This is a genomic window from Enterobacter cloacae complex sp. P17RS, assembly GCF_014895885.1.
GTDB lineage: Bacteria > Pseudomonadota > Gammaproteobacteria > Enterobacterales > Enterobacteriaceae > Enterobacter > Enterobacter bugandensis.
This window is the reverse complement of the sequence record NZ_JADBQK010000007.1, coordinates 67,915-87,435: the sequence shown is the minus strand read 5'-3', so window position 1 is coordinate 87,435 and position 19,521 is coordinate 67,915. Positions and strand designations below refer to the sequence as shown.

The 19,521-nt window shown below is 56.7% G+C and carries 20 protein-coding genes; 16 read left to right on the top strand and 4 right to left on the bottom strand.

Going from position 1 to position 19,521, the window contains the following annotated elements; all coding sequences use genetic code 11:
- Positions 1-7: 7 nt before the first annotated feature.
- Together IM265_RS08025 and IM265_RS08020 are read right to left on the bottom strand one after the other, a co-directional pair.
- A complete protein-coding gene (locus tag IM265_RS08025; protein WP_193031255.1) occupies positions 8-862 on the bottom strand; it encodes an alpha/beta fold hydrolase in 855 nt (284 codons plus the stop codon).
- Between the two features lie 15 nt (positions 863-877).
- Complete coding sequence (locus IM265_RS08020; protein ID WP_049138872.1) at positions 878-1,858, bottom strand: MBL fold metallo-hydrolase; 981 nt, start codon at positions 1,856-1,858, stop codon at positions 878-880.
- A gap of 107 nt (positions 1,859-1,965) precedes the next feature.
- Here IM265_RS08020 and IM265_RS08015 point away from each other — a divergent pair, with 107 nt between their 5' ends.
- A complete protein-coding gene (locus IM265_RS08015) occupies positions 1,966-2,862 on the top strand; it encodes a LysR family transcriptional regulator (RefSeq protein WP_193031253.1) in 897 nt (298 codons plus the stop codon).
- A 1-nt stretch (position 2,863) separates the two neighbouring features.
- Here IM265_RS08015 and IM265_RS08010 read toward each other — a convergent pair whose 3' ends face one another.
- Positions 2,864-3,892 carry a Mal regulon transcriptional regulator MalI gene (locus tag IM265_RS08010; RefSeq protein WP_028012924.1) on the bottom strand — a complete coding sequence of 343 codons (1,029 nt, stop codon included), beginning with the start codon at positions 3,890-3,892 and terminating at the stop codon, positions 2,864-2,866.
- A 177-nt stretch (positions 3,893-4,069) separates the two neighbouring features.
- Here IM265_RS08010 and malX point away from each other — a divergent pair, with 177 nt between their 5' ends.
- From malX to add, 3 genes are all read left to right on the top strand, one after another.
- Positions 4,070-5,662, top strand: coding sequence for a maltose/glucose-specific PTS transporter subunit IIBC (gene malX / locus IM265_RS08005; protein WP_193031251.1), 1,593 nt, complete (start codon positions 4,070-4,072; stop codon positions 5,660-5,662).
- Between the two features lie 48 nt (positions 5,663-5,710).
- Positions 5,711-6,883, top strand: coding sequence for a MalY/PatB family protein (locus IM265_RS08000; RefSeq protein ID WP_150143601.1), 1,173 nt, complete (start codon positions 5,711-5,713; stop codon positions 6,881-6,883).
- Between the two features lie 96 nt (positions 6,884-6,979).
- Positions 6,980-7,981, top strand: a complete 1,002-nt coding sequence (gene add / locus IM265_RS07995) for an adenosine deaminase (protein WP_047368418.1) — start codon at positions 6,980-6,982, stop codon at positions 7,979-7,981.
- A gap of 55 nt (positions 7,982-8,036) precedes the next feature.
- Here the strand turns inward: add and IM265_RS07990 are convergent, their stop codons facing one another.
- The gene (locus tag IM265_RS07990; protein WP_193031249.1) at positions 8,037-9,077 is read right to left on the bottom strand and encodes an oxidoreductase; all 1,041 of its coding nucleotides are present in this window, start codon (positions 9,075-9,077) and stop codon (positions 8,037-8,039) included.
- A gap of 241 nt (positions 9,078-9,318) precedes the next feature.
- Here IM265_RS07990 and blr point away from each other — a divergent pair, with 241 nt between their 5' ends.
- The 12 genes from blr to gstA all read left to right on the top strand — a co-directional run bounded on the left by blr (position 9,319) and on the right by gstA (position 19,486).
- Positions 9,319-9,444 (top strand): division septum protein Blr, encoded by a 126-nt coding sequence (blr, locus tag IM265_RS07985; protein WP_168733269.1) that lies wholly within the window; start codon positions 9,319-9,321, stop codon positions 9,442-9,444.
- 233 nt (positions 9,445-9,677) lie between these two features.
- Positions 9,678-9,893: a transcription modulator YdgT gene (gene ydgT, locus IM265_RS07980; RefSeq protein WP_013096896.1), complete on the top strand. Its 216-nt coding sequence runs from the start codon at positions 9,678-9,680 to the stop codon at positions 9,891-9,893.
- 86 nt (positions 9,894-9,979) lie between these two features.
- Positions 9,980-10,420, top strand: a complete 441-nt coding sequence (locus IM265_RS07975) for a DUF2569 domain-containing protein (protein WP_025758365.1) — start codon at positions 9,980-9,982, stop codon at positions 10,418-10,420.
- 76 nt (positions 10,421-10,496) lie between these two features.
- Positions 10,497-11,078: an electron transport complex subunit RsxA gene (gene rsxA, locus IM265_RS07970; protein ID WP_028012919.1), complete on the top strand. Its 582-nt coding sequence runs from the start codon at positions 10,497-10,499 to the stop codon at positions 11,076-11,078.
- Positions 11,078-11,656 (top strand): electron transport complex subunit RsxB, encoded by a 579-nt coding sequence (gene rsxB, locus IM265_RS07965; protein ID WP_028012918.1) that lies wholly within the window; start codon positions 11,078-11,080, stop codon positions 11,654-11,656. Before rsxA ends, rsxB begins: the two co-directional genes overlap by 1 nt.
- A complete protein-coding gene (gene rsxC, locus IM265_RS07960; RefSeq protein ID WP_047368415.1) occupies positions 11,649-13,670 on the top strand; it encodes an electron transport complex subunit RsxC in 2,022 nt (673 codons plus the stop codon). The genes rsxB and rsxC overlap by 8 nt, the downstream gene beginning before the upstream one ends.
- Entirely contained in the window at positions 13,671-14,723 is a 1,053-nt protein-coding gene (gene rsxD, locus IM265_RS07955; protein ID WP_193031247.1) for an electron transport complex subunit RsxD, read from the top strand.
- Positions 14,724-14,733: 10 nt separating this feature from the next.
- Positions 14,734-15,354 carry an electron transport complex subunit RsxG gene (rsxG, locus tag IM265_RS07950; RefSeq protein WP_062935583.1) on the top strand — a complete coding sequence of 207 codons (621 nt, stop codon included), beginning with the start codon at positions 14,734-14,736 and terminating at the stop codon, positions 15,352-15,354.
- Between the two features lie 2 nt (positions 15,355-15,356).
- Positions 15,357-16,043 (top strand): electron transport complex subunit E, encoded by a 687-nt coding sequence (locus IM265_RS07945; RefSeq protein ID WP_023617347.1) that lies wholly within the window; start codon positions 15,357-15,359, stop codon positions 16,041-16,043.
- The gene (nth, locus tag IM265_RS07940) at positions 16,040-16,675 is read left to right on the top strand and encodes an endonuclease III (RefSeq protein WP_193031245.1); all 636 of its coding nucleotides are present in this window, start codon (positions 16,040-16,042) and stop codon (positions 16,673-16,675) included. Before IM265_RS07945 ends, nth begins: the two co-directional genes overlap by 4 nt.
- Positions 16,676-17,266: 591 nt before the next feature.
- Positions 17,267-18,775 (top strand): dipeptide/tripeptide permease DtpA, encoded by a 1,509-nt coding sequence (gene dtpA, locus IM265_RS07935; RefSeq protein WP_028012913.1) that lies wholly within the window; start codon positions 17,267-17,269, stop codon positions 18,773-18,775.
- A 105-nt stretch (positions 18,776-18,880) separates the two neighbouring features.
- A complete protein-coding gene (gene gstA / locus IM265_RS07930) occupies positions 18,881-19,486 on the top strand; it encodes a glutathione transferase GstA (RefSeq protein ID WP_028012912.1) in 606 nt (201 codons plus the stop codon).
- The last annotated feature ends 35 nt before the right edge of the window (positions 19,487-19,521 follow it).

Below are 19,521 nucleotides of genomic sequence, written 5' to 3'. Positions count from 1 at the left end.
ATTGCCCTTATCCTTTCCATCCCTCCAGGAAATCCAGCAGCAAGGCGTTAACTTTCTCAGGCTGTTCCTCCTGAGGAAGATGGCCGCACTCTTCGATACCCTGCGCCCGCAGGTTATCCGCCATTTCAGCCCAGACGCTTTGCATATCGAAGAGCTTGCCGACCGCGTGAAAATCATTGCCCCACAGCGACATTACCGGACAGGCGATTTTCACGTCAGCGTCGGCAAGATCCTGCGCCACGTCTTCCGCGTTGGCGCGATAGTCAGCCATCGCGCCTCGCACGGCTCCGGGCGCCTGATACGCGCGAACATAGGTGTCAAACGCCTCGCCGCTGATGGTTGACGGATCGTAGGTCCAGTCCGAGAAAAAGTGGCGCAGCCAGATATTTTCACGTCCTGCAATCAGCGCTTCCGGCAGATCGGGCACAAGATGGAACAGGAAGAACCAGTATGCGCGGGCGATGGACGCATTCAAATCGCGCGCCACGATACGCGTTGGCACGTTATCCATGACCACCAGACGATCCACCAGCTCAGGGTAATCTTTTGCGAACCGCGTCGCGACGCGCGCCCCGCGATCGTGCCCCACCAGCACCACCTTCTGTAACCCCAGCGCACGCATTAGCTCCCGGATATCCCGGGCCATGTTCCGTTTATCATAGCCAGAAGCCGGTTTATCCGTTTCGCCATATCCTCGCAAATCCGGCGCGATGACGCGGTAGTGCCGGGACAATACAGGTATCTGGTAGCGCCAGGCATAGTTTGTTTCAGGAAAACCGTGCAGAAGAATAACCGGCGCGCCTTCACCCTCTTCAACCACAAACTGGCGAATGCCGTTTGCCGTTACGGTGTAACTTTTCATATTCATAACCTTACTTTATTTCAGCAGAGGCACGTTGGCCGCACGTTGATAAGGACCGTAATTTACAGGGTTCCAGCTATAGCCCTGCTGCCAGGCGGTGATATGCCCAATACCGGGGAAAGGCAGATGCGCAGCGGCCATCCACTCGCCGTCTTTCGCCAGGGCGTTAAATTCCTGCGCCCGGGACGAGATGGCTTTTTTCGAATCGACATCAAAGCGAATAGACACTTCAGGATGCGGGAACTGGACGGCTGGCGCATGAATCAGATCCCCAATGAAGTTAATAGCCGTCCCCTGCGACGCAAAGCGATAAACGGTACTGCCGGGCGTATGGCCAACGGCATAGGCCGTCTGGACTTCCGGGATCGGCGAAGCTGGCGGAACGAAGGTTTTAAGATGTCCGGAGGCTTTATACTCAGACAGTGCTTTTCGGGCGATAGCGAAATACTCTTTCGCATTAGCCGGCGCGCTCGCTTCTTTTGCAGGATCAAGCCAGTAGTCGGCCTCCCCCTGCGGTACATAGACGGTGGCATTGGGGAACAACGCTTTACCGTTCGCATCGCTCAGGCCACACACGTGGTCAAGATGCAGGTGAGTCAGGAAAATGGTATCAACCTGCTCGGGACGATAGCCTGATGCTTTCATATTGTTAACCAATTGGCCGGCCGTTTCCGGCACGCAGTGCCCCGCTCCGCTGTCAATCATGACCAGATGTTTACCGGTATTAACCAGGAAAGCGTTAAAAGCGGTCGGCATGCGTTCGGCATCGATTTTATGCTGAGCCAGCAGTTTACGAACCTTGTCCTCTGAAAGACCGTGGAGTAATGACGGCGAAAGGTCGTTATAGCCGTCGAACAGCGCCGTGACCTCATATTCCCCTACCGCCAGACGATAATAGCCAGGGACCTGCTGCTTCACCTGTGCAGGTGCGTCAGCCCAGGCGGCACTTACCAGCAACAGGCTGCTGAATGCCAGAACCGTTTTCAACTTTTTCATCTTCACTCCAGATTGATATTTTTCAGGTTGTGAAGAGACTATGGCAGCGTAACGATAAATACTGTAGATATGTACTTTGATAAGTCAGAATAACGAAAATCGATATAATGAAACTGGAAGACGTTGAAGTGTTTGTCGAAGCGATTAAGGCGGGTAGCCTGGCGGGCGCCGCGCGTCGGCTCTCAATGAGCGCCATGGCGGCGTCACGCTCTCTTAACAATCTTGAGGCTGAGCTGGGGGTCAGGCTGGTGCATCGCACCACGCGATCCCTTTCACCCACCAGCGATGGTGACGTTTTTTTGCCGCATGCGCAGGCGTTGCTGGAAGATAAAAATAACGCGCTGGCCGATCTGTTTCCTGATGGTACGCACCTGTCCGGACGCCTTCGCATTACCGCCTCAGCGGCGTTTGGACGCAAGATCGTTGCACCGATGTTGCCGCTGTTTATGCAGCAACATCCTGCCCTGCAGGTCGACCTGCTGGCAACCGATGAGCAAATTGATATTGTCGGGAAAGGCATAGACGTGGCGTTACGCATTGCACCGCTGCGCGATAACCGGTTAGTCGCACACCGCATCTGTGATAACCCCCGCGAGCTTTGCGCCAGCGCGGAGTATCTCGCCGCGTACGGTTCACCGAAATTGCTTAACGATCTGGCTGGACATAGCTGCCTGACCACCTCAGATACGACACACTGGTCATTTGAAAAGGGTGAACAGCGCTACAAACAAAAGGTGTCAGGCCGATTCTCGGCTAACTCTATTGAGGCGATTTTCGAGGCCTGCCTGGGGGGACTCGGCATCGCAAATTTATCTCGCTGGTACGTAGAGCCTGCCATTGCTGAGGGGAAAATCGTGCGGATCGTCCTGGAAGATGCTCAGCCGGAATCGCTGGCCATTTGGGCGGTTTACCCGACCTCCCGGCTGATCCCGGCAAAAGTACGAAAATTTGTAGAAGCCCTGGAGACACATCTGACGCTCAACCCGCTTACGCAGCAGAGCTGAATTATTTCACCGTCACCAGCCGCGCCGCCACAATCTGGTGCCCGGACTGGACATCCGTGTTGTCGATGCGCTGCATAATTCTGTCTGCCAGCGTGTAGCCCATCTCCCGCGCAGGGGTGGTAGCCCAGACTATCGGCAGGTCATCCAGCGCGTTTTCACCAACGTCGGCGAACGCCCCTAACGCCACCTGATGGCCGAAGAAGGTTTCCACCCCGCCCTCGCCGCTCTGACGCCCGGCGCGGATCAGGCCAAACCAGGCACCCATGGCAATCACATCGTTGTAGCAAATCACGGCGCTGATCGTCGGATTGCTTCGCAGCAGCGCGCCTATCGCTTCCGCCGCTTTCTTCTGGCTGGATTCACACTCCACGACCCATTCGCTGTGGAACGGCAGGCCGTATTTAATCAGCGTCGCGCAGTAGCCGCCGACCCGCTCGGCGCGCGTCAGGGAGGAGCTTTTCCCTCCCAGCCAGGCAATGCGCTGATGCCCACGGCGAATGAGATGTTCGGTCAACATTTGCGCGGCCTGCATGTTATCCGGGCGCAGCGTATCGGCCTCGTCCAGATAGCTGGCGCGCGAGGCGAATACCAGCGGCACGCCTTTTTCGGCGGCGCGCTCGCACAGTTCGCTACCCACGCCCGACGCCCCGGCGACGATCACTCCGTCAACCCCCTGGGTCAGCAGCATATCGAGACGGGAGAGAAGCTGCCCGGCCTCGCGCCCGCCGTGCAACAGAAAGACCATCCGCCCCTGCGCTTCCAGCGCTTCGGTTAACCCGGCGGTCAGCTCCGCATAGAAAGGTGACGTCAGGTCGCGGACAATCAGGCCAATCACCCCGCTTTGCCCGCCGCGCAGCGCCGACGCCTGACGGTTACGCACAAAGCCCAGCTGTTCAACCGCCTCGTTCACCCTCTGGCCGGTTGCGGGCGAGATGCGCCCTTTACCACTGAGCACGAGAGAAACGGTGCTGACGGAAACCCCCGCCGCCAGCGCGACATCGTTGATGGTGACTTTTTTCGCTACAGCCATGTGTCAGCGTGACTCCCTGAAATGAGATCGGTAAAACGTTTTATCAATACGTTATCTTTATACTACCAGTCAAAGCCTGAGAATGTGATTTAGCGCGCACTAAACTTTGATAAAACGTTTTATCTTCTCGCAGCATTGAAGCAGGCAAACTGATTTTAACAATAAAGGAGTCGTTTTATGACGGCGAAAACAGCACAAAAAATATCGCTGTGGGAGTTTTTCCAGCAACTGGGTAAAACCTTTATGCTGCCCGTGGCGCTCCTCTCGTTCTGCGGGATCATGCTCGGGATCGGCAGTTCGCTGAGCAGTAAAGACGTCATCACGCTGATCCCGTTCCTCGGTACTCCCGTGCTGCAGGCGATCTTTATCTGGATGAGTAAGGTCGGCTCCTTCGCGTTTAGCTTCCTGCCCGTGATGTTCTGCATCGCCATCCCGCTGGGCCTGGCCCGCGAGAATAAAGGCGTCGCGGCCTTTGCCGGGTTTGTGGGTTACGCCGTGATAAACCTGGCGGTTAACTTCTGGCTGACCGCGAAAGGCATTCTGCCGACGACCGATGCTGCCGTGCTGAAGGCCAACAACATTCAGAGCGTGATTGGTATTCAGTCTATTGATACCGGGATCCTCGGAGCGGTGATCGCCGGGGTCATTATCTGGATGCTGCACGAGCGCTTCCACAATATCCGCCTGCCGGATGCCCTGGCCTTCTTCGGCGGTACCCGCTTCGTGCCGATTGTCACCCTGGTGGTCATGGGTCTGTTCGGCCTGATCATTCCGCTGATCTGGCCGGTCTTTGCGATGGGCATCAACGGCATTGGCCGCATCATCAACGGCGCGGGAGATTTTGGTCCGATGATCTTCGGCACCGGCGAGCGTCTGCTGCTGCCGTTCGGCCTGCAGCATATCCTGGTGGCCCTGATTCGCTTCACCGAAGCGGGCGGTACCATGGAGGTGTGCGGTCACGACGTGAGCGGTGCGCTGACCATCTTCCAGGCGCAGCTGAGCTGTCCGACTACCCACGGCTTCTCTGAAAGCGCCACCCGCTTCCTGTCTCAGGGTAAAATGCCGGCCTTCCTCGGCGGCCTGCCGGGTGCCGCGCTGGCGATGTACCACTGCGCGCGCCCGGAAAACCGACATAAAATTAAAGGGCTGCTGATCTCCGGCGTGATTGCCTGCGTCGTGGGCGGTACCACCGAGCCTATCGAATTCCTGTTCCTGTTTGTTGCGCCGGTGCTTTATCTCATCCACGCGCTGCTGACCGGCCTGGGCTTTACCGTGATGGCGGTGCTGGGCGTCACCATCGGCAACACCGACGGCAACGTGATTGACTTCGTGGTGTTCGGGATCCTGCACGGCCTGTCAACCAAGTGGTATCTGGTGCCGGTCGTGGCGGCTATCTGGTTCGCGGTGTACTACGGTATCTTCCGCTTCGCCATCACCCGCTTTAACCTGAAAACGCCGGGCCGCGATACCGATACCGCCACCAGCGTTGAGCAGGCGGTGGCCGGTACCGTGGGCAAATCCGGGTATAATACCCCTGCCATTCTGGCTGCGCTGGGCGGTGCGGATAACATTACCTCGCTGGATAACTGCATCACCCGCCTGCGTCTGTCGGTGGCGGATATGTCAAAAGTAGATACCAACGCCCTGAAAGCCAACCGGGCCATCGGCGTGGTACAGTTAAATCAGCACAATTTGCAGGTGGTTATCGGCCCGCAGGTTCAGTCGGTGAAAGATGAGCTGGCAACCCTGATGCGAACAGTAGAAGCCTGATGCCTCAACCCCCTCTCATGAGGGGGTTTTACTTTAAGGATTAACATCATGTTTGATTTTTCTACCGTCGTGGATCGTCACGGCACCTGGTGTACGCAGTGGGACTACGTCGCCGACCGCTTTGGCGCGGCGGATTTGCTGCCCTTCACCATCTCGGATATGGACTTCGCCACCGCCCCCTGCATTACCGACGCGCTGCATCAGCGCATCAACCACGGCGTGCTGGGCTACAGCCGCTGGAAAAACGACGAGTTTCTTGCCGCTGTTGAGCACTGGTTTCGGCAGCGCTTTAACAGCCGCATTGATAAAGAAACCATCGTTTATGGCCCTTCCGTCATCTACATGGTGTCAGAGCTGATCCGCCTCTGGTCAAAGCCCGGTGACGGCGTGGTGGTTCACACCCCGGCGTACGATGCGTTTTACAACGCCATTGGAGGCAATGCGCGTCAGGTAGTGGCCGTTGAGATGGAAAAGCAGGCGGCTGGCTGGCAGGGCAATATGGCGGCGCTTGAAGCGGCCCTGGCGAAACCGGAAAACAAAATTCTGCTGCTGTGCAGCCCGCAGAACCCGACCGGCAAGGTCTGGACGCGGGATGAATTGACGCAGATGGCGGAACTCTGTGAGCGCTATGACGTGGCGGTTATCAGCGATGAAATTCATATGGACATGGTCTGGGGGGCGCATCGCCACACCCCGTGGAATGCGGTAGCGCGCGGCAAATGGGCGCTTCTCACCTCCGGCTCGAAAAGCTTTAATATTCCGGCACTAACAGGCGCATACGGCCTGATCGGCGATGAAGAGAGCCGTAACGGCTATCTCAGCGCGCTAAAAGGACGGGATGGGCTCTCTTCCCCTTCCGTGCTGGCGCTGACGGCCCATATCGCCGCCTATCAGCAGGGAGAGCCGTGGCTTGATGCCTTGCGTCGTTATCTGGAAGAGAATCTGTTGTATATCGCACAGGAATTAAACAGTGCTTTTCCGAAACTGAACTGGCAGCCGCCGGAAGCAACCTATCTGGCCTGGATTGACCTGCGCCCGCTGAACATTGACGACAGGGCACTGCAAAAAGTGCTGATCGCGCAGCAAAAAGTCGCCATCATGCCGGGATACACGTACGGAAACGAGGGTAACGGCTTCGTGCGCCTTAACGCCGGCTGCCCACGCAGCAAGCTGGAACAAGGGGTTCAGCGCCTCATCGCCGGGATCAACACGCTCCTGTAATTTGTTTGCGCAACGGAATATTCCCTTGCGCAAATAGCTTTTTACCCCGTTTTGTTTTTATAATATGGCGCACTTTAACCCGAAAAGAGTGCGACCATGATTGATACACGCCTGCCCTTAACTGATATTCATCGTCACCTTGACGGTAACATTCGTGCCCAAACCATCCTCGATCTTGGCCGCCAGTTCAACTTAACGCTTCCCGCTCAGACGCTTGAGTCGTTGATCCCACACGTACAGGTTACCTCCAATGAACCAGACCTGGTCAGCTTCCTGAGCAAACTCGACTGGGGCGTGAAGATGCTGGCCTCGCTGGATGCCTGCCGCCGCGTGGCGTTTGAAAACATTGAAGACGCCGCCCGCAACGGCCTGCACTACGTCGAGCTGCGCTTCTCGCCGGGCTATATGGCGATGACCCACAACCTGCCCGTTGCAGGCGTGGTGGAAGCCGTCATTGAAGGCGTCCGCGAAGGGTGTAAAACGTTCGACGTTCAGGCCCGCCTGATCGGCATCATGAGCCGTACGTTCGGCGAAGCCGCCTGCCTGCAGGAGCTGGAAGCGCTGCTGGCGCACCGCGATGCCATCACCGCCGTCGACCTCGCCGGCGACGAACTGGGCTTCCCCGGCAGCCTGTTCCTCTCCCACTTCAACCGCGCGCGCGATGCCGGCTGGCACATTACCGTCCATGCGGGTGAAGCAGCGGGCCCGGAAAGCATCTGGCAGGCCATCCGCGAGCTGGGCGCCGAGCGTATCGGCCACGGCGTGAAGGCGGTAGAAGACCGCGCCCTGATGGATTTCCTGGCGGAGCAGCGCATCGGCATTGAGTCGTGCCTGACGTCCAACATTCAGACCAGCACCGTGGCAACGCTGGCGCAGCACCCGCTGAAAACGTTCCTTGAGCACGGCGTGCTGGCCTCGCTGAACACGGACGACCCGGCGGTTCAGGGCGTGGATATCATCCACGAGTACAACATCGCCGCACCGCAGGCGGGCCTGAGCCGCGAGCAGATCCGCCAGGCGCAGATCAACGGGCTGGAGATCGCCTTCCTTACGCCTGCAGAGAAGCAGGCGCTGCGGGATAAGGTGGCAACCGCGTAAACCCTTTTGCCGGGTGGCTTCTACGCCTTACCCGGCATACAAAAGCATTTAAAACTTATGCCAGACAGAGCGTGGCGCGATGTTTGGCAGATTCAATCCCCAGCTCAATCAGCTCCATAATCTGTATCGCCTGGCTGGCCGGAACCGGGTTCTCCCCCGTTCCGTTCAGCGCATCGCGGATGGCAGCATAATAAGCCGGATAGTTACCCGGGATCGTTAACAGGGTTTCCTCAACCAACTCCGCACCTTCCGTCCGTGTCACGACGCCGTCGCGCATATCATAGCCCCAGTCTTCCTGCGGCAGACGTTCACCGTTTTTGAGGCGATCTTCCTGCGGATCGAGGCCAAACTTCACGTAGCTCCCGCGCGTGCCGTGGATGATATAGCGGGCAGATTCCGCGGCCGCGACCATCGTGCCGTGCAGCACAATCCGCCGCTGCGGGTAACTCAACACCGCGTGGAAGTAATCGGTGGTCTGCGCCCCGGGCCTGAGCTGGGCCAGATCGACCGTCATGCTCACCGGCAGCCCAAACAGATTCACGGCCTGGTCCAGCAGATGCGGGGCTAAATCGTACCAGATGCCGCTGCCCGGACCGGCCTGCTCGCGCCAGCGGTTTCTCACCTGCGGACGGAAGCGGTCAAAGTGTGATTCAAAAAAAACGATCTCTCCTAACGTGCCTTCCCCGAGAAGCGTTTTAACCGTCAGGAAGTCGCTGTCCCAGCGGCGGTTATGGAAAACGGACAGCACTCTGCCCAGGCTTTTTGCCAGCACCTCCAGCTCACGCGCCTGTGACAACGTCACGGTAAAGGGTTTGTCAACAACGACGTGCTTCCCGGCTTCCAGCGCGGCTTTCGCCAGCGGGAAATGCGTGTCGTTCGGGGTGGGAATAACAATTAAATCGATATTCGGATCGTTGAAAAGGTGTTTAGGCTCGGAGACAACCGGCACTGCGGGCCAGTCAGCGTGGACTTTGGCGGCGTCGCTGCTGGATACCGCCGCCAGCGCCATTCCCGGCGTTCCGGCTATCAGAGGCGCATGAAACGTTTTGCTCGCGTACCCGTAGCCTATAAGCCCGACGCGGATGTTATCACTCATCGTGTTGTCCTCTTTTTGCGTTTCTTATTTCATACTGGCCTTTCTGGCATTGCCCTCATTAATAATGAGCCATGGCGCTTAAAATAGCAGGCTGTACCGGCTATTTTTGTTACATAGTATTAACCTTCTGATTTTGTTTAAGGGAATCGTTCCCAAAGCGCTTGCCGTCAGAGAAACAGCGCTGTAACATTTGCGACCTGTATTTATGGATAAATTACAACAGTGAATCATGGCATCAATTATTAATCGAATCATTGAATTAGCGGGATGGATTGTTCTTGGGGTTTCGGTCATTTTGCTCGGCGTAGCCAGCCATATTGATAACTACCAGCCGCCGGAGCCTGCTGCCGTCACCCATCCTAAGTAACCGGTTGCTGCTTTAAAGAGTGACATAATGTGTCAGTTTCGTATTGCCAGCCCTGGTGAACGCGGTTAACCTTCTCTTCCAGGCATCACCTTCGGTGCCTGAATTTCAGCAAAGAAAACTCCTAATTTCGTCGCGTTATCTGAGTGGGCTGTTTACGTCTGTATTAATCCGTTTATTATTCGACCGAATTACCTTAACTGGTATTACTCACTTTTATATGGAAAATTATTAATATGACAGTTCAGGACTATTTATTAAAATTTCGCAAGATCAATTCGCTTGAGAGCCTGGAAAAACTGTTTGACCATCTGAACTACACCCTGTCGGATAATCAGGACATCATCAATATGTATCGCGCCGCTGACCATCGCCGTGCGGAGCTGGTCTCCGGCGGACGCTTGTTCAACGTCGGCGAGGTGCCGAAGTCCGTATGGCGTTACGTTTTATAAGAAAGTAGCCATCCGCGCGAAATGTTATATACTCTCCGCCCTGCAAACTGGCTGTACAACATTTCGCGCAGATAATGGGAGAGTTCATGACCGCAACGCCTGGAGAACGCATCGGAGGCTGGTTAATCGCCCCACTGGCATGGCTGCTGGTTGCCTTATTAAGCGCATCGCTTGCGCTGCTGCTTTATACCACCGCATTGATTACCCCTCACGCTATTCAGACCCTGATGTCGCAAAGCGTGCTGAATATAGCGATGTGGTTTGTGTCGTTCGTTTTCGCGATTGGGATGTGGTACTACACCCTGTGGCTGACTATCGCCTTCTTTAAGCGCCGCAAGAGTGTGCCTAAGCACTACATTATCTGGCTGCTGGTCTCGGTCCTGCTGGCGGTTAAAGCGTTTGCTTTCTCGCCCGTGTCTGACGCGCTTGCTGTCCGCCAGCTGCTTTTCCCGTTACTGGCTGCGGCGCTACTGGTGCCCTATTTCAAACGTTCAACGCGTGTGAAAAACACCTTCGTGAACCCGTAATAACCTTACAGATAACCTGTTGTCGCCTGCCCCGGTTTGTCCGATAATAGGCGGCTTTTTTATTTCAGGCTAAATAATGACCGATTACTTACTGCTCTTTGTCGGCACCGTGCTGGTTAACAACTTCGTTCTGGTGAAGTTCCTTGGCCTGTGCCCGTTTATGGGCGTGTCCAAAAAGCTGGAAACGGCGATGGGCATGGGGCTGGCGACGACCTTCGTCATGACGCTGGCGTCTATCTGTGCGTGGTTGATTGACACCTGGATCCTCATTCCGCTGGGGTTAATCTATCTCCGCACGCTGGCGTTTATTCTGGTCATTGCGGTTGTAGTGCAATTTACCGAAATGGTGGTGCGCAAAACCAGCCCGGCGCTCTATCGCCTGCTGGGTATCTTCCTGCCGCTGATCACCACCAACTGCGCGGTGCTTGGCGTGGCGCTGCTGAACATCAACCTTGGCCATAACTTCATGCAGTCGGCGCTGTACGGCTTCTCCGCCGCTGTCGGTTTCTCATTTGTTATGGTGCTGTTCGCGTCGATTCGCGAACGTCTGGCAGCAGCGGATATCCCTGCGCCATTTCGCGGTAATGCCATTGCGCTGGTGACCGCGGGTTTAATGTCTCTGGCCTTTATGGGCTTTAGTGGTCTGGTGAAGTTGTAATGAATGCTATCTGGATTGCCATCGCCTCTATCAGCGTCCTGGGGTTGGTGTTTGGCCTTATCCTGGGCTACGCCTCCCGCCGTTTCGCGGTAGAGGACGATCCTGTTGTTGAAAAAATTGATGAGCTTTTGCCGCAAAGTCAGTGTGGACAGTGCGGCTACCCAGGCTGCCGCCCTTACGCTGAAGCGGTAGGCATTCAGGGTGAAAAAATTAACCGCTGTGCGCCCGGCGGCGAAGCGGTGATGCTGAAAATTGCCGCCCTGCTTAACGTCGATCCGCAGCCCGTTGATGGCGATGCGGAAGTCCAGGAGCCGGTCCGTGCCCTCGCGGTGATCGACGAAGCAAACTGCATCGGCTGCACCAAATGTATTCAGGCCTGTCCGGTCGACGCCATTGTTGGCGCAACGCGCGCCATGCACACCGTTGTGGCGGATCTCTGCACCGGCTGTAACCTCTGCGTGGCCCCCTGCCCGACGCAATGTATAGAGCTGCGCCCGGTTGAAACGACTACCGAAAGCTGGAAGTGGGATCTTCAAACCATTCCGGTTCGAAATATTCCTGTGGAACAACATGCTTAAGTTATTTTCTGCTTTCAGAAAAGAGAAGATCTGGGACTTTGACGGCGGTATCCATCCGCCAGAGATGAAAACCCAGTCCAACGGCACGCCGCTGCGTCAAATTCCGCTGGCGACGCGTTACGTCATGCCGCTCAAGCAGCATATTGGCGCTGAGGGCGAGCTGTGCGTGAAAGAAGGCGATACGGTGCTGCGCGGTCAGCCGCTGACCTTCGGACGCGGACGTATGCTGCCGGTACACGCCCCTACTTCCGGGAAAGTGGTGGCGATTGCCCCTCATACGGTAGCGCATCCGTCCGCGCTGTCGGAACTGAGCGTGATTATTGAAGCCGACGGTGAAGATCGCTGGATTGACCGTGACGGCTGGAGCGACTACCGCAGCCAGAGCCGCGAAGCGCTCATCGAGCGTATTCATCAGTTCGGCGTCGCGGGGCTTGGCGGCGCGGGCTTCCCGACCGGCGTCAAGCTGCGCGGCGGTGGCGATAAGATTCAGACGCTGATTATCAACGCCGCCGAGTGCGAGCCATACATCACCGCCGACGATCGTCTGATGCAGGACTGCGCCGCCCAGGTGGTGGAAGGCATCCGCATCCTCGCGCATATTCTGCAGCCGCGGGAAGTACTGATCGGTATCGAAGACAATAAACCGCAGGCCATCTCAATGCTGCGCGCCGTGCTGGCCGGTAGCCATGATATCGCCCTGCGCGTCATTCCGACCAAGTACCCCTCTGGCGGCGCAAAGCAGTTGACGCAAATCCTCACCGGCAAGCAGGTCCCGCACGGCGGACGCTCGTCGGATATCGGCGTGCTGATGCAAAACGTCGGCACCGCTTACGCCGTCAAGCGTGCGGTGATTGACGGCGAGCCGTTGACCGAGCGCGTGGTAACACTGACCGGAGAGTCTGTCTCTCGTCCGGGTAACGTGTGGGCGCGCCTCGGCACGCCGGTGCGCCATCTGCTGGAACAGGCTGAATTTTGCCCGGCCAGCGACCAGATGGTGATCATGGGCGGTCCGCTGATGGGCTTTACCCTGCCGTGGCTCGACGTTCCGGTAGTGAAAATCACCAACTGCCTGCTCGCCCCTTCCCCAACCGAAATGGGGGAAGAGCAGGAAGAGAAAGGCTGCATCCGCTGCAGCGCCTGTGCCGATGCCTGCCCGGCGGATCTCCTCCCACAGCAGCTGTACTGGTACAGCAAAGGCCAACTGCACGATAAAGCCAAAGCCCATAACCTGGCCGACTGCATCGAATGCGGCGCCTGCGCCTGGGTCTGCCCAAGCAACATTCCGCTGGTGCAGTACTTCCGCCAGGAGAAGGCCGAGATTTATGCCATCTCCATGGAAGAAAAACGCGCCGCAGAAGCCAAGGCACGTTTCGAAGCGCGTCAGGCGCGTCTCGAACGTGAGAAGATGGCTCGTCAGGAGCGACATAAGCAGGCCGCCGTTCAGCCTGCCGGGAAAGATCAGGATGCAATCAACGCCGCACTGGCGCGCGTTCGCGAGAAAAAAGCCAGTGCCGCCCAGACGCTGGTGATCCAGGCCGGTGAAAAACCGGATAACAGCGAAGCGATTGCCGCCCGCGAAGCGCGTAAAGCTGCGGCCCGCGCCCGTCAGGCGGAAAAAGCGCAAGCGGCGCAGCCGGAAGCTGAAATCGATCCACGCAAAGCCGCCGTTGAGGCGGCGATTGCCCGTGCCAAAGCGCGCAAGGCCGGGGAGCAGCCAGTGGTGGTTGAACAGGAACCGGTCGATCCGCGTAAAGCTGCCGTTGAAGCGGCGATTGCCCGCGCCAAAGCGCGCAAAGCAGCGCAGCAGGCGCCAGCCGCAGAACCTGAAGCACCGGTCGACCCACGCAAAGCCGCCGTTGAAGCGGCGATAGCCCGCGCCAAAGCGCGCAAAGCAGCACAGCAGGAAGAGCAGCCGCAGGCCGCCAACGATGACCCGCGCAAGGCCGCCGTCGCCGCCGCCATTGCGCGCGTTCAGGCAAAGAAAGCCGCACAGCAAGCCGTAAACGAGGATTAAATGGTTTTCAGAATCGCAAGTTCCCCTTACACCCACAATCAGCGCCAGACCTCGCGCATCATGATGCTGGTCTGCCTGGCCGCGCTGCCGGGCATTGCCGTTCAGTGCTGGTTTTTCGGCTGGGGAACTCTGTTCCAGATAGCTCTTGGATGCGCCAGCGCCGTCGCGGCGGAAGCCCTCGTGCTGAAGCTGCGCAAGATGGCGGTTTCCCGCATCCTGGCCGACAACTCCGCTCTGCTGACCGGCCTGCTGCTGGCCATCAGCATTCCCCCGCTTGCCCCGTGGTGGATGGTGGTGCTCGGCACCGTGTTTGCCGTGATTATTGCCAAACAGCTCTATGGCGGCCTCGGTCATAACCCGTTTAACCCGGCGATGATTGGCTACGTGGTGCTGCTGATCTCCTTCCCGGTGCAGATGACCAGCTGGCTGCCACCGCACGAGATTGCAGCCACGGTTCCCGGCTTTATGGATGCTCTGCAGGTGATCTTTACCGGCCATACGTCGCTGGGTGCTGATATGAACGCGCTGCGTATGGGCGTGGACGGTATCAGCCAGGCGACGCCGCTCGATACGTTTAAAACGTCCCTGCACGCCGGGCACAGCGTTGAGCAAATCATGAAGTCCGCCATCTACAGCGGCGTGCTGGCGGGAGCCGGCTGGCAGTGGGTCAACCTGGCGTATCTGCTGGGCGGCCTGTTCCTGTTGCAGCAGAAGGCCATCCGCTGGCATATTCCGGTCAGCTTCCTGGTAACGCTGGCAGTCTGCGCCACGCTGGGCTGGGTATTCTCTCCTGAATCGCTGGCCAGCCCGCAGATGCACCTGCTCTCCGGCGCGACCATGCTGGGTGCCTTCTTTATCCTGACGGATCCGGTGACGGCCTCAACGACTAACCGCGGACGCCTAATCTTCGGCGCGCTGGCTGGCCTGCTGGTCTGGCTCATCCGCAGCTTCGGCGGCTACCCGGACGGCGTGGCCTTTGCCGTCCTGCTCGCCAACATTACCGTTCCGCTCATCGACTATTACACGCGTCCACGCGTGTACGGCCATCGCTAAGGGTTTCGCCATGTTAAAAACGATGCAAAAACACGGCGTCACGCTGGCTGTCTTCGCCGCGGTCCTGACGGGGCTGACGGCACTGGTTAATGCGCTGACCAAAACGACCATCGAAGAACAGGCCTCGAAGCAGCAAAAGGCGCTGTTCGATCAGGTGATCCCGTCCGATTTCTACGATAATGACCTGCAAAAAAGCTGCTTTGTGGTAGACGCGCCGCAGCTTGGGAAAGGCCCGCACCGCCTCTTTATCGCCCGCAAAGGGGATAAACCGGTAGGTGCGGTAATGGAAGCGACCGCGCCTGACGGCTATTCCGGCGCCATTCAGCTGCTCGTGGGCAGCGATTTTTCCGGCACCGTGCTGGGCACCCGCGTGACGGAGCATCATGAAACGCCGGGCCTGGGCGATAAAATCGAAACGCGTTTAAGCGACTGGATTTTGCACTTTGCCGGTAAAGTGATCCATGGTGAAGATGACACCGCGTTTGCGGTGAAGAAAGACGGCGGCGAATTCGACCAGTTCACGGGCGCAACCATCACCCCACGTGCGGTGGTAAACGCCGTAAAACGAGCCGGGCTATACGCTGAAACGCTGCCCGCGCAGATCAACAATCTTCCGGCCTGTGAGGAGTAATCATGAGCCAGGTTAAAGAGGTTATTGTCCAGGGATTGTGGAAGAACAACTCCGCGCTGGTACAGCTTCTGGGTATGTGCCCCCTGCTGGCGGTGACATCCACCGCCACCAACGCGCTCGGTCTGGGTCTGGCAACCACGCTGGTATTGACCCTGACCAACCTCTCCATCTCTGCCCTGCGACGCTGGACGCCGTCGGAAATTCGTATTCCGATTTACGTCATGATCATTGCGTCGGTGGTCAGTATTGTCCAGATGCTGATTAACGCCTACGCGTTTGGTCTGTACCAGTCGCTCGGGATTTTCATTCCTCTTATCGTCACCAACTGTATTGTGGTCGGGCGTGCGGAAGCGTTCGCGGTGAAAAACAGCCCGGCCATGTCTGCGCTGGATGGTTTTTCCATTGGCATGGGCGCCACGTGCGCCATGTTCGTGCTGGGCTCGCTGCGTGAAATCCTCGGCAACGGTACGCTGTTCGACGGCGCAGATGCGCTGCTGGGCGGCTGGGCTAAAGCGCTGCGCGTTGAGGTGTTTCACACCGATACGCCGTTCCTGCTGGCGATGCTGCCGCCCGGCGCATTTATTGGCCTCGGCATGATGCTGGCGATAAAATACCTGATTGATGAGAAACGTAAGCGCCGCGCGGCTGAGCGCAGCGTTCTGGAAGGGACACCCGAGAAGGCCTCATGAATAAAGAAAAGCGCATTGCGATCCTGACCCGTCTGCGGGACGAGAACCCGCACCCGACGACGGAGCTGAATTTTACCTCCCCGTTTGAGCTGCTGATCGCGGTGTTGCTCTCTGCGCAGGCGACCGACGTGAGCGTCAATAAAGCCACTGCCCTGCTCTATCCGGTCGCCAATACGCCGAAGGCCATGCTGGAGCTGGGCGTCGAAGGCGTGAAGTCCTATATCAAAACAATCGGCCTGTTTAACAGCAAAGCCGAGAACGTAATTAAGACCTGTCGGATCCTGCTGGAACAGCACGGAGGCGAAGTGCCGGAAGATCGCGCCGCGCTGGAAGCCTTGCCGGGCGTGGGGCGTAAAACCGCGAACGTTGTGCTCAATACCGCGTTTGGCTGGCCGACCATCGCCGTTGATACGCATATATTCCGCGTCTCAAACCGGACCAACTTCGCCCCAGGGAAAAATGTCGAGCAGGTAGAAGAGAAGCTGTTAAAAGTGGTTCCTGCCGAATTCAAGGTTGACTGCCACCACTGGCTGATTTTGCACGGTCGTTATACCTGCATAGCCCGAAAGCCGCGCTGCGGCTCCTGCGTTATTGAAGATCTCTGCGAATATAAAGAAAAAGTCTATTCCTGACCGTCATAATCCCTTGCCAAAAGAAGGGCTACCGTTCGTTCTTCTTTTGGCCGTTATTTGTCCGCTCTTACTTTCTTCTGACTTGTCACTTGTTCGGCTCTATAACGCTCAAACAGGTTAATACTTTTTTCATAGCCAAAAATTTCTATACATCTGTGATCGCGATCACTCTGATAACGTCATGTTGATTTTTTGTAGTCAAAGTCATCGCAAACCCTTTGCCGGGCAAGATTTAAATGCGTTTACCCGGAAGATAAGACCAGCTATTTTTCAGAATATGGGCTATATCACTACAACAAGCGGCAAATAGCAGAACATATCGCCAAAACCCCATCGCACTGGGTGTATACCAGTCGAAAAAACTACCTTTAGTTATCGTATAAAATTTAACGCTAAATAACATTTGTAGAAACCGACAATTATACCGCCCAAGATATATGTAACAGATTATTACAAACGTATTGCCAGACGGGGCAGGATAGTGAACATTACCCGCCGTTTCTCCTCCCAATATAACTATAAGGCGGATGGGCTACGGCCATCACGCGATGAACACCCCCGTTAATATGGGATGTAAAAAAAGAGGTATATGTGTCGACTGCAAACAATAAACCAACAGATGAAAGCGTGAGTCTGAACGCTTTTAAACAACCGAAAGCGTTTTATCTCATCTTCTCTATCGAGTTATGGGAGCGTTTTGGTTACTACGGCCTGCAAGGGATCATGGCGGTTTACCTGGTTAAACAACTGGGTATGTCCGAAGCCGATTCCATCACGCTGTTCTCCTCCTTTAGTGCCCTCGTTTACGGTCTGGTTGCTATCGGCGGCTGGCTGGGTGATAAAGTTCTCGGTACTAAGCGCGTCATTATGCTGGGTGCCATTGTTCTGGCTATTGGCTATGGTCTGGTTGCATGGTCAGGACATGATGCGGCTGTGGTCTACATGGGCATGGCAACCATCGCCGTGGGTAACGGCCTGTTCAAAGCGAACCCGTCTTCCCTGCTCTCAACCTGCTACAGCAAAGATGACCCACGTCTGGACGGTGCATTTACCATGTACTACATGTCCATCAACATCGGTTCCTTCTTTTCCATGCTGGCAACCCCATGGCTGGCCGCGAAATTCGGCTGGAGCGTGGCGTTTGCGCTGAGCTTCGTGGGTATGCTGATCACCGTGGTAAACTTCCTGTTCTGCCGCAACTGGGTGAAAGACTACGGTTCAAAACCTGACTTCGAGCCTGTCCACATGGGCAAGCTGCTGGCTACCATCGTGGGCGTTGTCGTCCTGGCGGCGATCGCCACCTGGCTGCTGCACAACCAGGGTATCGCTCGTGCCGTTCTGGGCGTAGTTGCGCTGGGCATCGTGGTCATCTTCGCGAAAGAAGCGTTCGCTATGAAGGGTGCAGCCCGTCGTAAGATGATTGTGGCGTTCATTCTGATGCTGGAAGCGATTATCTTCTTCGTGCTGTACAGCCAGATGCCAACCTCTCTGAACTTCTTCGCTATTCGTAACGTTGAGCACTCTATCCTGGGTATCGCATTCGAACCCGAGCAGTTCCAGGCGCTGAACCCCTTCTGGATCATGATCGGTTCCCCGATTCTGGCCGCAATCTATAACAAGATGGGCGATCGTCTGCCAATGCCGCACAAGTTCGCGGTGGGTATGGTGCTCTGTTCTGGTGCGTTCCTGGTGCTGCCGCTGGGGACTAAGTTTGCGTCCGACGCCGGTATCGTGTCCGTTAACTGGCTGATCCTGAGCTACGCGCTGCAGTCTATCGGCGAACTGATGATCTCCGGTCTGGGTCTGGCGATGGTTGCACAGCTGGTTCCACAGCGTCTGATGGGCTTCATTATGGGTAGCTGGTTCCTGACCACTGCCGGTGCGGCGATCATCGCCGGTAAGATCGCGAACCTGATGGCTGTGCCAGAAAACGTGACCGATCCGCTGCTCTCCCTGAACGTCTACGGTACCGTGTTCATGCAGATTGGTATCGCTACGGCGGTTATCGCGGCGCTGATGCTGCTGACCGCGCCGAAACTGAATCGAATGACTCAGGACGACGACAAGACGGCGGAAGCGAACAAAACCGCTACCGCGTGATATTTGAGAGAAACGACAGAACAGAAGCCGCTAAGAGATTAGCGGCTTTTTTTTTGTCCCTTCGCGCACTAACATAGCTGAAACCTCAGCAAAAAGGAGTTACCGATGAAACTGTTCTACAAACCGGGCGCGTGCTCTCTTGCTTCCCATATCACCCTGCGCGAGAGCGGCAAAGATTTCACGCTGGATGGCGTTGATCTGATGAAAAAGCGCCTGGAAAACGGGGATGACTTTTTTGCGATTAACCCAAAAGGGCAGGTTCCGGCCCTGCTGCTGGATGACGGAACTCTGCTGACCGAAGGCGTGGCGATTATGCAATTCCTGGCGGACAACGTACCGGATCGCCAGCTCCTTGCCCCTACCGGCAGCGTCGCACGTTATAAAACGCTGGAGTGGTTGAACTATATCGCCACCGAGCTGCACAAAGGTTTTACCCCCCTCTTCCGCCCGGATACGCCGGAAGAGTACAAGCCGACCGTGCGAGCTCTGCTGGAGAAAAAGCTGCAGTATGTTAACGAATCGCTGAAAGACGATCAGTGGATTTGTGGTTCACGCTTCACCATTGCCGACGCGTACCTGTTTACCGTACTGCGCTGGGCGCGTGCGGTTAAGCTGAACCTGGAAGGGTTGGACCATATCGCATCGTATATGGCGCGCGTGGCGGAGCGTCCAGCGGTGGCCGCTGCGCTAAAAGCGGAAGGGTTGAATTAAGCGAGCCGTCTGTGTTGCCGGGTGGCGCTGACGCT

Excerpts from the sequence above, each read along its gene's own strand:
- IM265_RS08025 (WP_193031255.1), bottom strand. The coding sequence starts at position 862 with ATGAAAAGTTACACCGTAACGGCAAACGGCATTCGCCAGTTTGTGGTT.
- IM265_RS08020 (WP_049138872.1), bottom strand. The coding sequence starts at position 1,858 with ATGAAAAAGTTGAAAACGGTTCTGGCATTCAGCAGCCTGTTGCTGGTA.
- IM265_RS08015 (WP_193031253.1), top strand. The coding sequence starts at position 1,966 with ATGAAACTGGAAGACGTTGAAGTGTTTGTCGAAGCGATTAAGGCGGGT.
- IM265_RS08010 (WP_028012924.1), bottom strand. The coding sequence starts at position 3,892 with ATGGCTGTAGCGAAAAAAGTCACCATCAACGATGTCGCGCTGGCGGCG.
- malX (WP_193031251.1), top strand. The coding sequence starts at position 4,070 with ATGACGGCGAAAACAGCACAAAAAATATCGCTGTGGGAGTTTTTCCAG.
- IM265_RS08000 (WP_150143601.1), top strand. The coding sequence starts at position 5,711 with ATGTTTGATTTTTCTACCGTCGTGGATCGTCACGGCACCTGGTGTACG.
- add (WP_047368418.1), top strand. The coding sequence starts at position 6,980 with ATGATTGATACACGCCTGCCCTTAACTGATATTCATCGTCACCTTGAC.
- IM265_RS07990 (WP_193031249.1), bottom strand. The coding sequence starts at position 9,077 with ATGAGTGATAACATCCGCGTCGGGCTTATAGGCTACGGGTACGCGAGC.
- ydgT (WP_013096896.1), top strand. The coding sequence starts at position 9,678 with ATGACAGTTCAGGACTATTTATTAAAATTTCGCAAGATCAATTCGCTT.
- IM265_RS07975 (WP_025758365.1), top strand. The coding sequence starts at position 9,980 with ATGACCGCAACGCCTGGAGAACGCATCGGAGGCTGGTTAATCGCCCCA.
- rsxA (WP_028012919.1), top strand. The coding sequence starts at position 10,497 with ATGACCGATTACTTACTGCTCTTTGTCGGCACCGTGCTGGTTAACAAC.
- rsxB (WP_028012918.1), top strand. The coding sequence starts at position 11,078 with ATGAATGCTATCTGGATTGCCATCGCCTCTATCAGCGTCCTGGGGTTG.
- rsxC (WP_047368415.1), top strand. The coding sequence starts at position 11,649 with ATGCTTAAGTTATTTTCTGCTTTCAGAAAAGAGAAGATCTGGGACTTT.
- rsxD (WP_193031247.1), top strand. The coding sequence starts at position 13,671 with ATGGTTTTCAGAATCGCAAGTTCCCCTTACACCCACAATCAGCGCCAG.
- rsxG (WP_062935583.1), top strand. The coding sequence starts at position 14,734 with ATGTTAAAAACGATGCAAAAACACGGCGTCACGCTGGCTGTCTTCGCC.
- IM265_RS07945 (WP_023617347.1), top strand. The coding sequence starts at position 15,357 with ATGAGCCAGGTTAAAGAGGTTATTGTCCAGGGATTGTGGAAGAACAAC.
- nth (WP_193031245.1), top strand. The coding sequence starts at position 16,040 with ATGAATAAAGAAAAGCGCATTGCGATCCTGACCCGTCTGCGGGACGAG.
- gstA (WP_028012912.1), top strand. The coding sequence starts at position 18,881 with ATGAAACTGTTCTACAAACCGGGCGCGTGCTCTCTTGCTTCCCATATC.